General features: G+C 35.5%; 16 protein-coding genes. 4 read left to right on the top strand and 12 right to left on the bottom strand.

What is annotated here, in order from left to right; translation table 11 throughout:
• The 4 genes from C8N37_RS21945 to C8N37_RS21930 form a co-directional block, all read right to left on the bottom strand.
• Positions 1–1,206, bottom strand: a complete 1,206-nt coding sequence (locus C8N37_RS21945) for a DUF4876 domain-containing protein (RefSeq protein ID WP_108160919.1) — start codon at positions 1,204–1,206, stop codon at positions 1–3.
• 6 nt (positions 1,207–1,212) lie between these two features.
• Entirely contained in the window at positions 1,213–3,984 is a 2,772-nt protein-coding gene (locus C8N37_RS21940; RefSeq protein WP_108160918.1) for a TonB-dependent receptor, read from the bottom strand.
• A 775-nt stretch (positions 3,985–4,759) separates the two neighbouring features.
• Positions 4,760–5,461: a hypothetical protein gene (locus C8N37_RS21935; RefSeq protein WP_146171124.1), complete on the bottom strand. Its 702-nt coding sequence runs from the start codon at positions 5,459–5,461 to the stop codon at positions 4,760–4,762.
• 10 nt (positions 5,462–5,471) lie between these two features.
• The gene (locus C8N37_RS21930; RefSeq protein ID WP_146171123.1) at positions 5,472–7,220 is read right to left on the bottom strand and encodes a hypothetical protein; all 1,749 of its coding nucleotides are present in this window, start codon (positions 7,218–7,220) and stop codon (positions 5,472–5,474) included.
• Positions 7,221–7,868: 648 nt separating this feature from the next.
• Here C8N37_RS21930 and C8N37_RS21925 point away from each other — a divergent pair.
• Positions 7,869–8,291, top strand: a complete 423-nt coding sequence (locus C8N37_RS21925) for an organic hydroperoxide resistance protein (RefSeq protein ID WP_108160915.1) — start codon at positions 7,869–7,871, stop codon at positions 8,289–8,291.
• Positions 8,292–8,792: 501 nt separating this feature from the next.
• Here C8N37_RS21925 and C8N37_RS21920 read toward each other — a convergent pair.
• Positions 8,793–9,068 (bottom strand): hypothetical protein, encoded by a 276-nt coding sequence (locus tag C8N37_RS21920; RefSeq protein WP_108160914.1) that lies wholly within the window; start codon positions 9,066–9,068, stop codon positions 8,793–8,795.
• Between the two features lie 105 nt (positions 9,069–9,173).
• Entirely contained in the window at positions 9,174–9,722 is a 549-nt protein-coding gene (locus C8N37_RS21915) for a hypothetical protein (protein ID WP_108160913.1), read from the bottom strand.
• Positions 9,723–10,311: 589 nt separating this feature from the next.
• Here C8N37_RS21915 and C8N37_RS21905 point away from each other — a divergent pair.
• Positions 10,312–11,454 (top strand): aldo/keto reductase, encoded by a 1,143-nt coding sequence (locus C8N37_RS21905; protein WP_108160911.1) that lies wholly within the window; start codon positions 10,312–10,314, stop codon positions 11,452–11,454.
• A gap of 242 nt (positions 11,455–11,696) precedes the next feature.
• On the opposite strand, the gene C8N37_RS21900 is transcribed toward C8N37_RS21905, so the two are convergent.
• Positions 11,697–12,470 carry a beta-1,6-N-acetylglucosaminyltransferase gene (locus C8N37_RS21900; protein ID WP_170114581.1) on the bottom strand — a complete coding sequence of 258 codons (774 nt, stop codon included), beginning with the start codon at positions 12,468–12,470 and terminating at the stop codon, positions 11,697–11,699.
• Between the two features lie 398 nt (positions 12,471–12,868).
• Between C8N37_RS21900 and glf the strand changes: the two genes are divergently transcribed.
• A complete protein-coding gene (glf, locus tag C8N37_RS21895) occupies positions 12,869–13,972 on the top strand; it encodes a UDP-galactopyranose mutase (RefSeq protein ID WP_108160909.1) in 1,104 nt (367 codons plus the stop codon).
• 238 nt (positions 13,973–14,210) lie between these two features.
• Here the strand turns inward: glf and C8N37_RS21890 are convergent, their stop codons facing one another.
• The 5 genes from C8N37_RS21890 to C8N37_RS21870 form a co-directional block, all read right to left on the bottom strand.
• Positions 14,211–14,867 carry a hypothetical protein gene (locus C8N37_RS21890; protein WP_108160908.1) on the bottom strand — a complete coding sequence of 219 codons (657 nt, stop codon included), beginning with the start codon at positions 14,865–14,867 and terminating at the stop codon, positions 14,211–14,213.
• Between the two features lie 5 nt (positions 14,868–14,872).
• On the bottom strand, positions 14,873–15,520 hold the full coding sequence (locus tag C8N37_RS21885; protein ID WP_108160907.1) for a glycosyltransferase family 25 protein: 648 nt from the start codon (positions 15,518–15,520) through the stop codon (positions 14,873–14,875).
• Positions 15,521–15,643: 123 nt separating this feature from the next.
• A complete protein-coding gene (locus C8N37_RS21880) occupies positions 15,644–17,116 on the bottom strand; it encodes a TlpA family protein disulfide reductase (protein WP_170114580.1) in 1,473 nt (490 codons plus the stop codon).
• A gap of 114 nt (positions 17,117–17,230) precedes the next feature.
• Positions 17,231–17,473 (bottom strand): hypothetical protein, encoded by a 243-nt coding sequence (locus C8N37_RS21875; RefSeq protein WP_108160905.1) that lies wholly within the window; start codon positions 17,471–17,473, stop codon positions 17,231–17,233.
• A 110-nt stretch (positions 17,474–17,583) separates the two neighbouring features.
• The gene (locus C8N37_RS21870) at positions 17,584–19,218 is read right to left on the bottom strand and encodes a vitamin K epoxide reductase family protein (RefSeq protein ID WP_108160904.1); all 1,635 of its coding nucleotides are present in this window, start codon (positions 19,216–19,218) and stop codon (positions 17,584–17,586) included.
• Positions 19,219–19,813: 595 nt separating this feature from the next.
• Between C8N37_RS21870 and C8N37_RS21865 the strand changes: the two genes are divergently transcribed.
• The coding region (locus C8N37_RS21865; RefSeq protein ID WP_244914505.1) for a cysteine peptidase family C39 domain-containing protein at positions 19,814–20,385 on the top strand (572 nt) is incomplete at its 3' end.

Raw genomic sequence — 20,385 nt, 5'->3', positions numbered from 1 at the left:
TTAGTATTTAATTTTTCTTGGTGTTGGATTGTTGTTTACTTCAAAATCTTCGGATGAATTGTTGGTATCCATCAGTACAGCCCGCTGTCCGATCGTACTTTTGACTTTCCGGATCACCGATCTGCCGGAATTAGCAACACCGACGTAAGTCAGTCCTGCATCTACCGTTTCGGGCAATCTTTTCTTGTCCATCGTAATGGTTGAATTGCCGACACAATCTACGGCATCGAGCACGGCGCTGACGGGTACTTGCAGAAAACGTGTTGTGCCACTGACATTAGGCTCTGTCATCGAGGGAAAATCAGCTACTGCAGCATCTCTGAATAGAACTAATCCTGCTCCGTTTATACCAATATTCCAGTCAAATCCAGCAGTGGTGTTATAATATTGATGGATCATGTTTGGGACATCGGGGTTGTCGGTATCCCGAATATTAGTACCGGTAGGATTGAAGTAGGTCTCAAAGTCAGCCATACCTTTTCCAAGGTCGGTAGGGGAATTGGGGTTGCCGTTTGGATCTGTTTTGTGATTGAGTGCTGTTACCGCAATGACAATAGATGCTCCAGGCTCTACTGGATAATCTTGACCTGAGCCAGAAACCATCCAAGCTTGTGCGAGGTAAACATAGTTTTTGTCGGGATAGAATCCATAGACTGAATTGGCAGATGTTTTCGTATTTCCTACCACCAGACTATCGGCATATAGCAACGCTGTGCTATTGTTGTATATTTCGATGAAGCCATCATAGAGATAGTTGGTCCCTGCGGGAGTTTTTGATCCGGTATAGTAGAATTCCTTGATCACAAATCCACCCGCTATACTTCCCGTTAATTGGATCGTACTGGTTGCCGCTTCGGTGATCCGAAGGGTCGGGATGTTGCCATTGCAGAAGATTTCTTCGGCAATACCTACCAGTTGTTCTGCTTCTGCAGGGGTGATGGTTTTGGAAGCAGTGACCGTATAGATACCAGGGGTGATATCCGTAATACGGATACGTCCTTCACTATCGGATCTGTATTCTTCACTGGCGCCAGTAATGGTATTTTTAAGTGTGACTTTGACCTCGCTTGCCAGCTTTGTACTGTAATTGTCGGGATAATGTACGGTAAAATTATAGTCCAATGTCTCGTAGCTGTAATAGTCTTTACGACAGGAAGTCAGCAAGAATAAGAGGCCGCTTAGGATCAGTATGTGGATGTTTTTCATGTCAGTTTAGAATTTAATCGTTATTTCTGTTCCATAGAACATGCTGATATTACGTTTCGAATATTCTTGTGGATATCGCGTGCTCGCTTGTAATGGACGATGGTTGAATACATTGTTGGCGTAGAATGAAAAGCCCATATTATTAGCAAATTCTTTTGTCATCTTGAGATTGAAGAGCCATAGTGGTTTCCAGCTTTCGGCTTTGAAATAACCATCATTTAAACTGAGGTAAATATCGCGATCTGCTTCTGTGATGGATTGGCGTTCGGCTTCTGTAAAATAAGTGATCTGAGGTGAACTGCCGGCAGCACCTACGGGAATGTAACCAACAGGAATGCTGGAATAATGGAGATATTGATGTTTATCTTTCCAGATGGTCTGTGCGGTGGCGGTAATGATAAATCTAAATTCTGGGATGTTATGTATCGCCCTTAAAGTGGTGACAAATCGCTCTTGCTGCACACCTCTTGCTTCAAATACACCAATTCTCTTGAGGGGCATATTAGGCGCATTTTGCAGTAGGATGTAGGGATTAGCGGTCGTTAATTTCGTGGACAGGTATGCCCCATTTAAAACAAATGAAGTACGGATATTGTCGAATCGGCCAAAATCAAAATCAAACTCGATTCCTTTATTGAGGATATTACGATCATTGCTCGGGGCGTTGAATGTGGAAACAATGACGCTTTCACCAACATCGGTGCTAAGCACAGGAGGCTGACCTACGGGCGACTCGACGACAGTATAGGTTGGAATGGAGAAAAATTTAACACTATTGAGGTTGGTATTCATCTCATAACCGTTCTTGGTCTCTTCGTAGTAGCCCGTCACTGAAAATCGTTTTTTACCGCGCGTATAATCCAGTCCTAATTCTTTTTTTGTGGCTTTTGCAATCTTCAAGTCTGGATTTGCGGTATCAAAAACCCGTGTGCTGATGATGGCCATTGCCTCTGCAGGATTTTCCTTATAATGATTTAAGCTGAAGGCGTCATAGTAAGCGCGATCTGGATAAAGGTAGAGGAGGGTTGGCGATTTTGCAGTCATACCATATCCACCGCGAATGGTAAAGTCTTTGATGAATTCATACGAAGCATTGATTCTTGGAGCCAATACGGATTGTGAGAAACTTCCGAAAGGCTGTATCTGGTCCCAACGTACTCCTGCCTGTATATGTAGGTCACGATCAAAAATCTGCATGGAATAGCGATCTTCCAGATATACTCCGAATTGATTTAAGGAAGGGATATCTTTGTAAGAACGGGGTCTAAATCCTAATGGATCGGCTGTTCGGTAAGGATTGTTTGGGTCCACTGTTCGACCAGAGCCAAAATTGGCATCTAGGCGATAGTCTGCTCCAAGAAGAAAACGGTGTGTACCTTCACCTGTTTTCAGGTAAAAATCATCGGACAGCTTGGCAAAGATGTTGAGAGGCTTGCCTTCGATCCATAACTGATTGAGGAATGTTGCCGGTAGATAAGGGACTTGCTGCGTTACATTTTCGGTTGCCGTACTATTAGCGGACACACTGAGGGTGTTCAAGCGCTGCTGATATCCTTTTTGTAAACTGTAGTTACCCGATAGGGTATAATTCAGATTGCGGGCAAACTGCTTATTTAATTTCCATTTACCATTGGTTGAAAATTGGTAAGCATAGTTCTGTGCCTTATTGATGATCTGTTCTGCCTGGTAATCTGGATCTACTTTGTTGTCATCCAAATTCATACCGAAGGAGAATGTTGTATTGGAATATAGCGGACGTTCTTTTCCAAAGGTATTGGTATACTGCATGGACCCGGTCATGCGTTCGTAAGCAGAATAAGCAGTTATCTGGTTGTCGTAGGCCTTTGTAAAATCCAGATCGACAAATAAATTGCCTTTATCTTTTCCTAAGCTAAAACCTTGACCGGCCCAGAACTGCGTGAGTTTGGGATTGAGTCTGGCTTTTACCTGTAAGGGTTCTACACCGGCTTTGGTACTGACAAGTATAGCTCCAGAGGTCAGATCGCCGTATTCAACAGACGGAATACCACGTATGACTTCTACCGATTCAATGTTGTCTGCCGAAAGCTGGCGCATGTCCGTACCCATACCACTGGATGTAGAAAAACCAGCAAGTACACCCGAAGTGACCGTGTTCATGGACTGCAGGTTGGCATTGTTAGACTGCGGAGCACCGTTGACAATGACCGATGTACCCATGGAACTCATATTGTCGCCGGGAGAAGCGGCATCGCCTGAATATTGGCGAATACTCGTCTTATTGGGATTTGTGAAGCTCGGATTGGAAACTATAGCTCCCGGTAGCAGCTGTAAGATCTCGCCCAAATGTGTTGCCTGCATATGCTCGATAGCCTTTCGGGAGATCACGGTTGAAGTAGCGCCATCTCTGCGCTGCTCTTTTCCAACGACAACAACATCTTTTAGGGTAATGCTGTTTTCTGTCAACAGAAACTGAAGCTCACCGGTTGGAAAACTAATTTTTTGCTGTTCTTCAAGCATACCGAGATATTGTACGACTACGGTATAAGTACCTTTTGGAATTTTAGAGAAAGTGAATGTGCCCGATGCATCGGTTTTACTGTATAAACCCAGTTCTAAAATTTGAACGGTGGCTCCGTCTAGAGGATCTTTATTGCTGTTTCGTCTCACAGTTCCTGTGAGATTTTGTTGTTGCGGCGATAGCTTTGTTGCTATTGATGCGGACTGTTGGGCCATTGAATCATCAATAAGCGTGGTTTGCAAAGATAAAAGCGCAAAGAAAAGGATAGGTTTTCTCATTGTACTCGTAGTTCAGGATAAGTTAATATTGTGCATGTTAGTGCAGATTATAGGTGATGTTCCAGCAAAGATAGGTAAAATCTTTTTATTTAGAAGCTGTCTAAATAAAAAGATTTGTCATTTATATGTCGGCTTTACATTTCTCTGAGGATTGACAAGAAAGCTCTGAAAGGATGATTCTAGATGGTGTTTTTATCGTTTAGTTGTTTAATCACAAATAATTCATCGAATAGGCGAACAACTGCTATGAAGCATAAACTTTTTATATGCAATAGGAACTTGCTTCTTATCCTTTAAAATACTGATATTTTTGAGGTTCTTTGCATGGATCATTCGTGATTATAATAAAAAACTATAGGAATTATTAAAGTCCCTAACATCATTTTTGCAACTTAAATTAAACAATTTAGAGGTCATATTTTTCTTTTTCATAACATGGAATCAAAAAAAAATCTTCCCAAATTTTTTTGGGAAGATTTTTTATAACCGTATTTATTTTTAAATATTTTATAATGTTTCAACCTCCCATTTTGAATAAATAATGACGATGACCATAGCGTTAATTAAGATGTTAATATTAATCTGTCTTACATTGTTCATGATAAAAGGTAATTTTTGACCTCCTCTAAACAAAAGAAGCCGTTCTACTTACGCAAAACGGCTTCTTTTGATTTATATAAATTCTTATATTGGCGAATTTAAGAAAGATGTTATTTACTGTAAGCAAGTAATTTTATGTTTCATTGCATACATTTAAATGTTAACAAACCATATCTTATGGTATGAGTTTATAACGCAATCCTAATCCCATACGAAGTCCAGTCCAATCAATTTTACTATCTCTCATCTCACTGCTTTTGCCAGGTATTTCAGCATGATAACCAATACCAAGGTTAGCACCCAAAGATTTTATAAAATTCCATTGTAGACCAACATAAGGTGTAACCGAAAAACCCATTGATTTGGATTCGACAATATGCTTTTTATCCATTTCCTTTCGACCCGATTGAGTTTCGTAATATCCATCTGAAGTAATATTATTGATGGTTACTGCAGGAGAAATCTCCGCAAAAAGGGATAAATTCTTGTCTTGTCCTTGATTGGTTTGGAAGAAGTAATTTCGATATAAAGCTCCGATACCATAAGCGTTTGCATTCAAATTATAAGCAATCTCGCCGGAATAATCCGAATAAGCCAATCGACCTCCTGTTGATAAATATGTGATATTGATACCATAGTCACTATTTTTGACGGAATATGTCACTTCACCATAATTGGTATAATGATTGGGGAAATTGTCGGTAACTGAAATAGGTACGGGATAATCTAATTTAATTCCACTTTGAATGACATTCAAGAATGAACTCATTTCGGACATTTTATAATTACCAATGCCAAATCTATAGCCAAACCCAATTTGTGCCATTGAGGTTATAGTCATCAGTAACAATGTAATACTTAATATTAGTTTTTTCATGATTTTTAGGCTATTGGCCAATATTGACATAATTGTTGTAAAGAATAATGTTGTTGTTTAAGAGTCTCGCTTGGTAAGGCTGGAAATAAAGGCCTGTTGTCAGGCTAAAAACAATACTGCTATATTTACTATCCATAACGTTGATAAGCGAATTAGAAGAGAAATTCTCATCTTTAAACAATATTTTTCCAGTAAATTTATCAAAACATATAAATTCTCCAGGCACCTTTTTAATTACTTTTAAACTTGGTAATTCACAAATTGAAAAATAATTATCAAAGGATTGAAGAACAACCTGGTCTTGGATTAATGGGTGAAATTCAATAGCATTTCTCGTACGGCTCCCTGTTTTTTCGGCTATTAATGTATATTGATCATTTTCATATCTATAAATTTTGTACCAACCATTATTATAGCTCCCAGAACTTGTGGTATACCTGCCGTCCTCGGAAATACCAGGAAAGAACTGTCCGTTGGCTTCTCTTTTTTCACTCAACAATTTACCAGAGTTTAAATCATAAATTTCATAGTGATATAAATTATTGTTACCAACAAGGATTTTATCATCATTGGTCAAATAATAGACTGGAAAATCATCGCTAACATAAGTTCTAATTTTTTTGCTGAAAGTAAAATCTGAGTACACTTCGATTATTGGCTTAGTTTCATAAACTTCGCTTCTTAAATGAACTGCAACTTTTCCTGTCGCTTGAGAAACTTTAAAAGAACTGATATAATAAGGATATTGGACAAGATCCGGATTTTTACTTTTCATCACAAGATCATCAATTCCATAATTTCGAATTCCAAAACCATTTTTGTGACCTCTCATAGAAAGGATTGATTTGTTTTTAACGTCACCTTCAACCAAGATCAGATGCGCATTGTCTACTTCGGGATCACCGTATTTTTGCTCCTTAAAATAGTTGATAATCTTCGGGTATTTAGCGTAATCCCAGGTATCAGCTTTTTCTGGTAAAATATACAATTCATAATACTGTTCTTCTTGAAAAGGGAATGCTGGTCTATATACCTCCGTATTATTTTCACCTAACGATATGGTTTGTGCATTTCCCTTCCATATGAGAACGTATTTATTTTCAATGCCATCCGGATGGGTCCATTGTATATCCAGATTTAAATTTTTTAAGGTTTTTGTCTTGAAGTAGCTACTGGTGAAAACTTTATATTTCACAGAGTAGAAATCCTCTTTTGGAGCAACTTTATTGCCTTTATATCTTGTGATTATTTTATACGTTCTAGCTCCATAGGAATAGTCATCATCGACAAAATTAGTTTTGCTTGGATCTGAAATTTTGTTAATAAAAATCTGATCTAAATTGTCGAAATTATAAATTTCATAACTTTCAATTTCAGCTCCTTCAAGATTTGGTTTGTTCCAATAGATTTCTAATTTCTTAGAAGAATTGATTCGTTGGTTAATATTCAAATTTATCTGGGGATTTACATATTTTATTGGATATATAAATTCAAAACTTGATTTCTCCTCGCCTAAAATTTCAGCTAAACTTCCAGTTCCTGAAGAAAGATTTACTTTTACTTTCAGTACATCAGAATCGTTTCCTGTAAGATCTGAGGGATCTAAACGCAATACCTCATTTTCACCATTAATCAGTTTATTATTAAGATAAAATTCTTTTTTTGTAACAGCTCCAGGAGCGGCATTGATTGAATACATTAAATCAGTCGCACCATAGATGTAAATAGTTTGACCATTTGGCACGTCTGCGATATTCATGGTGGCCTTGACATCCTTGTCAGGTTGTTTAATTTCATGAAAATTTAGGTCTTGACTTTCATATTTACAGGAAATAAGACATAATAAATTAAAACATATGTATAGTTTAAAGATACATAGTAAGTTTTTGCGAAGCATATAGATTAATTGATGGTTTTTATTTGCTGCCAAAAATAACAAAAAATATTAACTTATTAATTCTATTTTTAATAAAATTTCACCTAATGATTTAAAAAACACTTTAGATTTAGAATCTTTCTGAAAATGCCAAGTTTCGATTAGAATAAATAACAGTAAAGAAATTGTCAAGCTCTTGGCGGTCAGTGACTATGGTGGACCTCTTCACATTTGGTGTCAAAAATGTCCGCAAGGAACAACTTAGCGCAGTTGGCTATACATTTCACAGATTAATGACAATAATCCTTGGAAGCTCTTTTTTAAACCCACTCGATTTGTCAGGTTGAAGTAAAAACCAATTGTATTGCTACAAACTATATTGTGCACAATATAAAATAGTGTACATTTGTTTCAAGCAATCAGATGTGAACTAGATCGTCCAGATGATCGAGCAGAAGGCAGAGGCTATCGTTGAAAATCTGGTTTGCTGTGTATTGGCATAAAAAAGTAAAAACTAAAAAATAAATAAAGATGAAAACATTGTATACAATTGGTGCCCAAGCTACTGGCGGTAGAAATGGTCAAGTAAAAAGCGAAAATAATATCTTGGATCTGGAAGTGCGTATGCCAAAGGCACTGGGAGGAGCTAACGATGATTATGCTAATCCTGAAATGCTTTTTGCGGCGGGCTATGCAGCCTGTTTTGACAGTGCGTTGAATCTGGTCATCAAACAGGCTAAAGTACAAACCGGTGAAACTTCGGTAACGGCAAAAGTAAGCATCGGCCAATTAGAAAACGGTGGTTTTGGTTTGGCTGCAGCATTGCACGCCAACATCCCGGGGGTGAGTTTGGAAGAGGCACAAGCTTTGACCGAAAAGGCACACCAGATCTGTCCGTATTCAAATGCGACGCGTGGAAATATGGAAGTGGAAATACAGGTATCTAATCAATAGTTTGCAATAAATAAGAAATGGTCTAGAATAACTACATCAAGCGCATTTCAAGGTGCGCTTGATGTAGTTACTTATCCCAGTCTAATTATCATGACAGCACATATTCGATGCAACTATATCGTTTAAAGGATAAGCATGAATAACAAAGGCATTCAAATTTTCTGCTTTTTTAGCGATTAATTAGGAACGATAGCTGTACTAAATTTTCCATCTGTCAATGTTACCTGATCTAAAGTTGTAGCACCTTCGACACGAACTAATACACATGCAAATCTAAAAGAATGCCATTGTTCTATGAAATTAAAGCAAGTGTTATTTTAAAGACTGGAGATGGTGTGATTTTTTTTGGTATGATTTGATATGAAAATTAAAATATAATCAGTTTAAAGAGCTGTATTGAAGTCAAAAAAATGACTGAACTTAATTTTTGATGCTTTACTTTTTTAATATTGCTACTGTGGAAGTGTTGGTGATGGTAGTCATTTTATAATCGATGTTGATCTATATGATGTTCATAGCTTTAAGACCTAGGAAAACCAGTGCAATGACTGCCCAGATAATTCCCCAATATTGTACTCGAATAAACCACATATCATGATGTGATTTCCTGTTCATCCATATACCCACCATAAATACCACAGGAGCGGAAGCTAATAAACTGTATAGGAATACTTCTAGACTTGAATTTCCATTTGTTCCAAAAAAGTAAATACCAAGGAGTATGGCGCAGAGGGGAATAAGAAGCGCAATAAATCCCCAACCTTTATAAATGATCATGATGAATGTTATCTATGAATATACTGTGTGACTGTGTGGAGTACAATAGCATCCCGATCTGATTGTGGGGATGCTATTATTTTCGTATTAATCGTCAATATGGATCTAGTCCCAGTTGACATTGAGGTTGTTTTCTGTTGCAAATTCTTTACCTAATGCTAATAAAACCGTAATTCTCTGCTCAAATTCGGCATTGTATTTTTGCTCGATAGCTGTTGAAATTTCATCTTTCTGCTCCTGTGGAGCATGGGTATCACAAAGTTTTGCATAAGTTGTATATTCATTTTTATATACCGGTAACACAAATTCATACAGCGCTATCGCTTGTTCTTTTATTTCTTTTCTGCCATCATCATTGGCAGATAATGCGTGCAGGTCTTTCAACACTTTTTCTAAATAGAGTATTTTGTTTTTCACAACTTCTGATGCTTCATTGCCATTTTTTTTGCTGGATGGGATATTTGGATATTCCACGCTATGGTCATGAAGCTGCTTTGCCAATGCTGGTGTACCAAAATCTGTTATGGTATTGGTATTTAAAATAGCTACACCAAAGAATTTATCTGCAGGTTCGGAACAGGATTGAAAGAAAATAGCGGATGTCAATAGGAGGATGCATAGTGGAGCAAATAACGATTTTAATGTGCTTTTCATGTACTTGTTTTTTAGTTACGTAATAAAATGATCTGTTTTTAAACAGGATTGTCTGCAGTAAATCAAAAATTGAGCCATCAAAGACTATCATAAGGGTCCGATCCTGTTAGGGCATTCATTCTCTGTGTCTTTCATCGGAAAGATTTTTTAAAAAACTCTTGATCTCCAACAAATGACCCTTAAAAAAGGCATACCAATAGCTAATAGTGCAATGGTAGGGTTGCTACTGATGGATCAATCGTGCAGATGCGGATCATACCGAAGATCTGAGAACTTAAATTTTAATGCCTACCGTCATTTACTTGTTCAATTTTTCGCCTCAGTTCTGATTTTTAATGCTGCCTGTATCTATTGCGTTCTAGGCTATCATGTTGTCGCGAGGTGTTGTTTTAAGATTATGACCATGATCATCGGTAATAATGGTAAGGGAAACAGTAATTTATATACGGATTTTCCAACTGATACTCCCGATTTTTGATAAACATAACTTGAACCTTTCACAAGAGGCAAGTGGTCCAGGTAATTTAACTTGTAGCACAGGCTTAGGCGGGTTAAGACTATAAATAGGAAACGTAATCATGAGAACAATATGGAACAAAACAATCGTAGGGACTTCTTGAAAAAAGGAGCAGTATTTGGAACAACCTTATTTGGAACTTCTACTTTCGGTATCGCAGGATGTACAAGTTCTTCCAACAACGTAAATGCGAAAAATGAGAAGGCACTTGATCCAAAGCAATCAAAAACGCGCACTTTAGGAACAGGGGAGCATGGTATAGCGGTATCTGCACTAGGTCTAGGTTGCATGGGAATGAGTTATCATAGAAGTTTTATTCCAGATAAAAAGGCTATGATTGATCTATTGCGAAAGTCGCCCGAACTGGGCTTGAATTTTTATGATACCGCCGAAGCTTATGGTCCCTTAACCAATGAGGAGCTTTTGGGTGAAGCAGTTGCTCCATTCCGTCAGGATATCATCATTGCAACTAAATTTGGTTTTAAAAATGGAAAACCGGCTGCAGGATTAGACAGCAGTCCAGCACGGATCAGAACTGTCGTAGAGCATGCCTTAAAAAGTCTGAAAACAGATTATATTGATCTGCTTTATCAACATCGGGTAGACCCCAATGTAACGATCGAAGACGTAGCTGGAACAGTTAAAGATCTGATTGCAGAAGGTAAGGTAAAGCATTTTGGAATGTGTGAAGCCAGTGTCGACAACATCAGGAAAGCGCATGCCGTACAACCGCTAACCGCATTGCAAAGTGAATATTCCTTATTTACGCGTCAGCCCGAACAGGATGTGATCAAGCTTTGTGAAGAGTTAGGGATTGGTTTTGTACCTTATAGTCCCTTGAGCAGGGGTATGATTACCGGATATTTAAATGAACGCTCCAAGTATGACTCCAATAATGACAACAGATCTACACTGCCCAGATACCAACCCGATAATGTGATTGCCAACTGGAAATTGATCGATTTACTCAAAGAGTTTGGAGATCATCGTGGTCTAACGGTTGCACAGGTGGCATTAGCCTGGTTGCTCGCACAGAAACCTTTTATTGTACCGATCCCAGGAACAACTAAATGGGCTCATCTGCAAGAGAACCTAAGTGCTGCTGATTATGTGTTTTCCAGTGGAGAATTAAATAATTTAACTGCAAAAATTGATCAAATCCCGATTGTAGGAGATCGTTTATCCGGGTTATCTGCTGAGCAAACCCAGCGATAGCTATAATATGCTAAAGTTATTTATTGTGAGCGAAAAGCATAAAAAATTGTGTGTTTAAATATCTTTATTTTCAATCGTTTATATTTTATTGTATAATTATACAATAAAATATAAACGATTGAAAACGAATTTAAAGATTCAATTTTAAAATGCAGACCTTTAAAAATTGCGAGACTTTTTTAAAAAAAATTAATTATTGTCAAGTATAAGATATGTGTCTTTCTACTATTCTTAATTTTATATTAAATCCAGTTAGATATAATATCCGAAGATTGTTCTATAGTAAACTTTCTAGCAAACAGATTTTTTGATTTATTTAATTCTGTGATGTCCATAGCTGTTAATATTCTGGGGTGTATGTATGGTTCGTCCCATTTGATATAATGAAGATGCTGATTTTTCAAATTTTTCAGGATATATGGATGTTCGCAATTTAGAAATAATGTTTGAAAGAAACTTTCGTCTGGAATTTGTACGTACTGAAAATAATCTAGAAAATCGGGGCTGTCTTTCAGAAATTTAAATATAATATTGATAGCTTTACTGGGTATAGAAAACCATTGGGAGCCACCATAAAATTTAATGTATTGAGATACTTCCTCATATAAAGGGAAACGGTGCACACCACCCGAAGACCATGTTTTTCTTGGGATTGGATGATAATCTATAAATATAGTATCAGCATGATCGTCAAAATACTGATTGATATAAAGATTACTTTTAATTGGTAGGTCAGCGCCACTAAGTAAAATAATGCGCTGATTTTTCTTGATTTTTTTTTTGACAAAGTCAAAGGCGTGTAAAGTAGCTTCAACAAGAGCAAATGACCCCCATTTACTTGCGTACCTTTTGGGAGTAAAGTAACAGTTTTCAGTTCCCTGTACTGCCCTCACAAAGGGTTCAATATCTTGTTGTTGGTCTATGTGTATAATAAAATAATTATTTTTATCCCTTAATTTTTCAATGAGCAGACTTAACATTTTGGCTGAATCATGAGCAAGTATAATGTAGATCATAAAATACATTTGATTTATTAAACAATATAGTAAAAACAATCTTTAAAAAGATAATTTCACTTTTTTAATTAAAAATAATTATCTTAGGGTAAAGATTAGCTTTTTGTCACAGATTAATTAACCATACAGATAAATGTCGATTGAATAATTTTTCATTATGACTTACTGTAAGAATAAACCTACCTATCAATTAATAAGATGTTGGTAATGTGGTCTTTGGATCGCCGTATTCTATTATAAATAGGATATCACTGTTTGTTGTCGGTAATATGACTATTTTTTTAATATGGCGCCCACAGATGATGTACTTGTTAATTTGTCAATGGTTATACGGTTAATTGCTGATTGATCTGTGTACGTAATATGGTGCAGTAAATAAAATAAATAGAATATAGTTGATGAAAAAATATTTGATTATTGGAGCTGGTTTTTCTGGATCAGTCATCGCAGAGCAATTAGCTCGAAACGGAAATAGTCATGTTACCGTGCTAGACGAACGTGAAACCATCGGTGGAAATTGTTATTCTGAGAGGGATCCTGAAACTGGAGTTATGGTACATAAGTATGGGCCACATACGTTTCATACAAACGATAAGGAAGTGTGGCAGTATATTCAACAGTTTTGTGAAATGGTACCCTTTGTTAATCGGATCAAAACGGTACACCATGGCCAAGTATATTCATTGCCCATAAATTTGCATACCATAAACCAATTTTTTAAAAAATCTTTTTCTCCAAGTGAAGCTGTCGAATTTGTAAACGCAGTGGCAGATAGATCAATTGTAGAAGCTCAAAATTTTGAAGAGCAAGCTCTTAAATTTATTGGGAGAGATCTTTACGAAGCTTTTTTTTATGGCTATACAAAAAAGCAATGGGGCTGTGAACCTCGTGAATTGTCAGCAAGTATATTAAAGCGGTTGCCCGTTAGATTCAATTATAATGATAATTATTACACAAGCTGTTTTCAAGGGATGCCTCGAGATGGATATACAGCAATTTTTGAGAAGATGCTTGATTCACCTTATATAGATGTTCAATTATCAACTAAGTTTGATTCAACTTGGGAAAAATCAACCTATGATCACATATTTTATACCGGTCCCATAGATTCTTTCTTTAATTATAAATTCGGTAGACTGTCCTATAGAACTGTTTATTTTGAAAAGAACATTGCTATAGGCGATTATCAAGGAAACGCTATTATTAATTATCCCGACCAGGATGTTGATTGTACAAGAATTCATGAACATAAACATTTTACTCCTTGGGAGCAGCATGAAAAAACAGTTTATTTTAAAGAATTTAGTAAAGAAACCGAAGAAAATGATATCCCATTCTATCCTAAAAGATTGAAGAAGGATATGATTACCCTAGAAAAGTATTTGGAAGAAGCGAAACTAAATCCATTGATTACATTTGCGGGAAGGCTTGGGACTTATCGCTATATGGATATGCATCAGGTGATAAAAGAAGCATTGGATATAGCAAAAATGCATCTCTAGCTTTGATCAATTTCACTGGAAGCGACAGCTACAACATCTGTGACTTAACAACACAAAATACTGACATTGGGTATGCTTCATTTTCAGTTGAATGCATACATCCTTATTTAAATACCTCAATTTAGTGTCTTACCTGATTTTTTTTGCATAATCAAGGCAGCTTTCGTGTCCGACGGGACAATTTATAATATTATGCATGTTTATAAATGGATGGAGGTTGATCGATTTCAGCTATCCTTCACTTCATCCGTGCTGTATGTCGATAAAATATGTGATGAATCTTTTTCATTCTCACAGCATACTCTTCTATTTCATCCATAGAATGGCAAGCTGGATTATACTTTTCATATACATCAACATTACTGATATCTTTTTTTGTAGAAATCATCGGATACATTACAAACTTATTACTTGTCATTTCAGATAGTTTATTTTCGACAACATCGGTTTCATAAAAATTTTCGTCTAGTATGGATCTATAAAAAGACCTAAAGATGATAATAAATGAACTTTCCCAACATGCATCCAACCATGAAACACCTGAGGCAAGTGGTAGGATATGATTAAATCCACCGACTATACCTCCAAATAACAATGTAGCATTCAAACGATGAGCTTCGTAAATTGCTGCTATCAGTTTTATTTTGTTGTAATCATCACTAAATTGATGATTATCTTTACATATAATGATCACATCTTCCTTTTTTTCTTCCGCAATAGCTATGATTTCACATATATTGTTCCATAATGCCCAGTGACTGTTTGAATGTGGATGAGTTTGAATGATATTCATATCGAACTCAATTTTGCCTTGAAATTGTTGTTTTATATCGTGTAAACTTTCAATTTGCTTTGACGTATTAATAATGTAAGTTGGAATAGTAATATCGTTCATTTGATTTATTTTAATTCTTCAAAATATGTTTTTAAATAAGATAAAGTGGCTAATCGTTTCGTGGTAGTATGAAAATAATCATTTACAGTACCACTACCTTCATTTTTTTGGGTAACATCAGAATATCCAAATTCTTTCTGAATTGAAATAAAGGGATAAAGACAATATATTTGGTCACTGATCTCATTTATTTTTAGATCAATATTATCGTCATCATTCAAGGTAATATTTAGAAAAATATCAAAGAATCGTTTATAAATTATGAAAAATTGAGTACCTGTAAATTTATTTAGCCAAAATAATCCTTTATCAAGTTCTACTGCATCTTCAAAATAACTTACTCCACCTAGTAATAGATCGGCTTGTAATTTATTGGCATCGTGGATAGTTTTTATAAATAATGATTCGTTGTAATTGTCCGTAAATTGATGATCATCTTCGCATATCAGGATATAGTCATAGTTTTCCATTTTTGCTTGCTCGATAATGTTGCGCATTGTTTTCCAAAGTCCAATTGCGCCAATATTATGTTGTGTTGCAGAAACTATTCTAAAATCAAATTCGTTTCTTTTTTCAAATTCATTTTGGATATGAATTCGTCTATCATACCGCTTTTCTAAGTTGATTATAAAAGTTGGGATTTTAGTATTCATCGTTATGGTAACATTTTTTTTATGAAAATTTATATATGTAAACAAGACTAAGTGTTGTGTGCTTTAATTTTTGATAGTTAAGATTAAATTAATAATATACACCATTTATCTTCAATGACCTATTTATTCTGTTAAGGCTTTATTAATCCAACTTTTTGTTTTCTCATTACCCATATATCCTCCGACGTTAGCATTAGACAGTTCACCCTTTTTATTAAAAATCAAATAACTCGGAATATATTTAATACCATACTTATTGTATAAAGCTGAGCTCTGATTATTGTATAGATAGTAATGTTCGCCACTTAAATTCTGGACGTAATCGTTCCAAAGCTTAAAGTCTGATGTTTCATCAGTAATATATATAAATACGACATCATTCTGAGCGCTATATTGAACCTTTAAATCTTTGATCTCCTCAAATGCAGTTATACAAGGACCGCACCATGTTGCCCAGAAATCTACGACAATAACTTTTCCTTTGTATTTTATCAAAATATCCTCCATGACCAAATCTTTTGCAGAGTCAAATGGAAGGTGATATTTTCCATTAACTTTTTTATCAAATTTCAGCTTGTAAAAATCATTTTGATAAAGAATATAATTGCTAATTTGGGCATTTTTAAAATATTGGATTAGTTCATATTGATTCGTGAATGACAGTAAATTTCCACTTCTGATCTGTTCCATATAGGCTATTGCAATTGCCATATCATAAAAGAGGTTATGATCTTGTTTGAAGATTTGTCCAAATTGCATTTTTAATTTGCTGTGGTAGGCATTAGGACCTTCCTCCACGATAGAGGGTAAGTCCAATAAAGAATCTTTAATGATACTACTTAGAATCATATTATATCCTGTATGAGTTAAAGAGTTGGTATCGGCATGGATAGGGGTAATGATCCCCTCGTAGTAGGAAAGATCCCGTGTCGGAACAATGAGTGGTTGAGTTATTGAATCGAGCCCCAAAGCTTGGTAGTAGTTCTGAATCGCATTGCTGTAATTATCTGTTAAATAGATTGTTTTAAGAAAGTCAGTATAGGAATTAGTGTAATAATTATTGATAATATCAACATTGACATTTTGGCTGATTTCGTCTGTCAGACGTTTGATACCGTGCAATCTGGCATCACGATAAGAATTTGCGGTTTTAAAGATTGCTTGAGCTTTTTCTATCGATTTAGCCGGCGACCTGTATTCATATGACTTGCTAATGAGTTCCGAAAGTTGATTTGATTTGTCAAACATTTCCTTAAAATATCCTTGATAATCTATTTTGTAGTTTGTACTATCTATATAATGAATTTTGAGTAAATCAGCGTGATTCGGTAATAATATTGTCATTAAATTTTGATTATTCAAGCTCGTAAAGACGGTCGTGGGACCGAAAGTATAATCTGACAACAAGTATGTGGAATCGTTAATTTGTTTGACTTCTGCTGGTTTTTTTGATAGTACATTATTGACTCCAGGATTTCCTAAAGGAAATTTTTTAGGAAATTTTCCAGATAATCTAATGGTCAGTGAGGTATAACCACTTTCTGTAAAAATACTTTGAGCTGTAGCATGCTCGATTAGAATCGTTAATAAAATCATTATAAGGAGCATTCTAGACATATATATAGTTGTTACTGGATACATATTGCAATTCATATTTCTTGTGCTATTTTGATATTTATGGAGCTTCAAAAAATGTGAAGCTCCATTCAATTATGTGTTTACAAGACAACCGTAATTCCACCCATTATCGTAAGGTGATTTACAAGTTCCTGGTCTACAGTCGGTGGTTACACAAGCATCTCCTGGTCCTCTTCCTCCAGTTCCGCAAGCTCTAACGCAGCTTCCACTTCCGCCACTTCCACCACTTCCAGTAGATCCACCCAAAATCTGTTTCAATTCTTCTCGGGAAAGGATATCATTTACACCTTTTACCCCTAGTTTTAATTTTTTCATTATTTTTGTATTTATATGGTACTATTCACTTACACCCGAATAGCATAGGAGGGACTTTTACAGGGATCCTTCTGTTGACCGAGATCGTTTGCAACCGGCTCGGTCTTCTTTTAAAAGAAGTTTTTAAGTTCTTCTATGAGATAGCCTTCCGGCAATTCTTTTCCATTGATATATATCGTTGGTGTAACTCTTATTTTCATACGGTTACACCACTCATGCATTGCAAATACTTTATTATTTTGCTCTTTTAACTCGTTGCCCAGCGGGTATTTTTTTGCAAATGAACCATAATCTTTTTCCGGGGATGAATACCATTCATCTAATGCTTCATGACCTATTTTGGATCCTAATTTTTCCTGTATTGCTAATAAATGTGAAATAGGTTGGTTGATGATATCTCCTTCGTTAGCAGAAGCATTAAAGATGATTCGGATTTTTACATCAGGATTAGTTTTGATGATCTCTTTCAGTTCGGGATGTGCCTTCGAGCAGGGCTCACAATAGGGACTACATATTTTGATAATTTCATTTTTAGCATTTGGATCTCCAACGATTATACCTAGATCCTCGCTTGACGCAACTGAATCTCCTTTGTTTAATAGAGCTTCAAATATTTCGGGATTATACCGTAATTTTTTCCATTTCTTCTCGAAATTTTTACTGTTTCGGGCATTTTTTAATAATGGAACGACAAGTATTGCAGATGATAAAAATAAAATCCCGAGAAGTGAAACGATGATCATGCTGAAGTAGTCGAGCACGATCTTTTCAATAAAAATTTCATTTATAAAAAATAGCGCTAAAATCATATTCGCAAATAGAAGAGCCTGTATCGCCAGGCAAAGTGGACACCATTGTTTAACAATATATGCTTGGTAATAAATGGAAAATATGATATAAGGTGTACAGGCGATAGATAAGCACGAGAATAATAATAATTGACTGAATTGGCCTGGATATATAATTTGAGCAACGAGCACTGTCGTCATATAAGCAAATCCCCACTTTGACCAGCTTATATTTAAAAACGATGATTTTTTAGAAGACAGTATAGCATCGCAATTAGCTTTCTTCCCGGAGCCTCCACATACTTCGCGCAAGAAAGTATTGTCATCATCAACCTCGTGCCATAAAAGTAAGGTTGTGATTATGACACCAAGTAAAGCGGTTAAAAGAAAACCAAATCCAATCCAAGAGTAAGCGGTTAAACCTCGTAAAAGATAGATGCCGGTCGTTACAACGATCAATAACATCGCCAATATAGGTGTGTATTTAATTATATTTTTTCTTTGCGTGGTCTTTCTGTTGAAGTCGTAATTAGGCTCATCTGTTTTAGAACTGGTGTCTATTAACAGTACAATACCTTTATCAATCAATTCGAAATGTTCAATTGAAATTGTTTCTGTACGATTAGTAATAGGATTAAGAAATGTTATCTGTTGATTAGTGACGTCTGTAATAACTGTAAAGTTAGGATAGGCCCAATCTTCTTGTTGGATGGAGCTTAAGAAAGGCAACTCAAAGTCAGTATAAGAATAATCACCTTTTCTTATTGCTGCACTATCTATGCCATATTCTTGCAGGCAGTCCTTTATCGTTAGCAGGGAAGGCGAGTCAAGGTGATCTTGTAGCTTTTCTGCTAGTATTTGCTGATTAAACTTTATTTCTGAGATATTTAATAAATATTCACAAGTGTTAAAAATATTATTATTCCTGTTTTTTTTTCTTGTAAAAAGATTCATCATCTAGGTTCTATGGTTATTTCAATTTTTTAATTATTATTTTCTCAAATGTTGAATATATAATTCAATACGAATTATATATTCAACATTTGAAGTCAAATTTCCTGTTCATCATTATTAATCTGTTGGTTTATAAAGAATTTTTATTTAATAGTGCATGAATAATAAATATATACTTATTGTGATGCCTCTATATATTGTGTATTAGGTTTATTTTTAATTGTCCTAAATATAGGAATATTATAATTTAAATAAAAAATAAATTTAAATTTTTGTTTTAACTATATAAGGGAATTCTTTCACGTTGGTGTTAATCTGTCTGTCTAGAATTAAATTATAGAAGTATTGTAAATCGTAAATAATAATCGTTAAAGGTTGTTGTTTTTACAATAAAAGATCAATTATTATAAATATTGTTCTAAATAAAGTTACATTATCATTAATATTTATGATTTTATTTCATAGATTGCAGTAAAAAAATAAACTAAACAGATTATTTATTATAAAGTGCAGTTGGTCATTTGTATGATAGCATTTTTCTAATGTATATTTTATAAGGAAGGCTTCGTGTTTAATAAATTAAAACTAATTATAAATTTTGATTAAGAGATTTCCCCATTATAAGCAGATGGACGAGATGGACTGTGGTGCCACCTGTCTCCGTATGGTATTCAAGCATTATGGTAAATTGGTGCCCATCCATAAGATCGGGAAGCTCTGTCAAACCACGAAGAATGGTGTAAATCTTCTGGGCATCAGCGAAGCCGCAGAGAAATTGGGATTTCGTACTTATGGTGTACGTCTGTCGCTTGAGCAGTTAAAAGAAGTCGAACTGCCTTGTATGCTACACTGGAACCAGAACCATTTTGTTGTACTCTATAAAATTCGTCAGGGTAAATACTTTATATCAGATCCAGCCTCTGGACTGCTCAGTTATGATGAGAAAGAATTTTCCAAGAACTGGTTCTCAACCAAAGAACTACATGCGGGACTTTCACTCGTATTGAGCCCCGGACCAGATTTTTATCAGATCGATGAAGAAGAACCTGAACTGAAATTAGAGTGGAGCAAGATCTTCACCTATTTCTATAAATATAAAAAGCTGTTTGTCCAACTGATCTTAGGTATGGTACTAGGGACCATTCTGTCGCTGATCGCACCCTTTTTGAC

Source organism: Sphingobacterium faecium, assembly GCF_003054045.1.
Classification (GTDB): Bacteria; Bacteroidota; Bacteroidia; order Sphingobacteriales; family Sphingobacteriaceae; genus Sphingobacterium; species Sphingobacterium faecium.
Note: the sequence above shows the minus strand (reverse complement) of the source record. Positions and strands in the feature narration are given on the sequence as shown.

Excerpts from the sequence above, each read along its gene's own strand:
- C8N37_RS21885 (WP_108160907.1), bottom strand. The coding sequence starts at position 15,520 with ATGAATACTAAAATCCCAACTTTTATAATCAACTTAGAAAAGCGGTAT.
- C8N37_RS21935 (WP_146171124.1), bottom strand. The coding sequence starts at position 5,461 with ATGAAAAAACTAATATTAAGTATTACATTGTTACTGATGACTATAACC.
- C8N37_RS21930 (WP_146171123.1), bottom strand. The coding sequence starts at position 7,220 with ATGAATATCGCAGACGTGCCAAATGGTCAAACTATTTACATCTATGGT.
- C8N37_RS21915 (WP_108160913.1), bottom strand. The coding sequence starts at position 9,722 with ATGAAAAGCACATTAAAATCGTTATTTGCTCCACTATGCATCCTCCTA.
- C8N37_RS21905 (WP_108160911.1), top strand. The coding sequence starts at position 10,312 with ATGGAACAAAACAATCGTAGGGACTTCTTGAAAAAAGGAGCAGTATTT.
- C8N37_RS21870 (WP_108160904.1), bottom strand. The coding sequence starts at position 19,218 with ATGATGAATCTTTTTACAAGAAAAAAAAACAGGAATAATAATATTTTT.
- glf (WP_108160909.1), top strand. The coding sequence starts at position 12,869 with ATGAAAAAATATTTGATTATTGGAGCTGGTTTTTCTGGATCAGTCATC.
- C8N37_RS21890 (WP_108160908.1), bottom strand. The coding sequence starts at position 14,867 with ATGAACGATATTACTATTCCAACTTACATTATTAATACGTCAAAGCAA.
- C8N37_RS21925 (WP_108160915.1), top strand. The coding sequence starts at position 7,869 with ATGAAAACATTGTATACAATTGGTGCCCAAGCTACTGGCGGTAGAAAT.
- C8N37_RS21940 (WP_108160918.1), bottom strand. The coding sequence starts at position 3,984 with ATGAGAAAACCTATCCTTTTCTTTGCGCTTTTATCTTTGCAAACCACG.
- C8N37_RS21875 (WP_108160905.1), bottom strand. The coding sequence starts at position 17,473 with ATGAAAAAATTAAAACTAGGGGTAAAAGGTGTAAATGATATCCTTTCC.
- C8N37_RS21945 (WP_108160919.1), bottom strand. The coding sequence starts at position 1,206 with ATGAAAAACATCCACATACTGATCCTAAGCGGCCTCTTATTCTTGCTG.
- C8N37_RS21900 (WP_170114581.1), bottom strand. The coding sequence starts at position 12,470 with ATGATCTACATTATACTTGCTCATGATTCAGCCAAAATGTTAAGTCTG.
- C8N37_RS21880 (WP_170114580.1), bottom strand. The coding sequence starts at position 17,116 with ATGATTTTATTAACGATTCTAATCGAGCATGCTACAGCTCAAAGTATT.
- C8N37_RS21920 (WP_108160914.1), bottom strand. The coding sequence starts at position 9,068 with ATGATCATTTATAAAGGTTGGGGATTTATTGCGCTTCTTATTCCCCTC.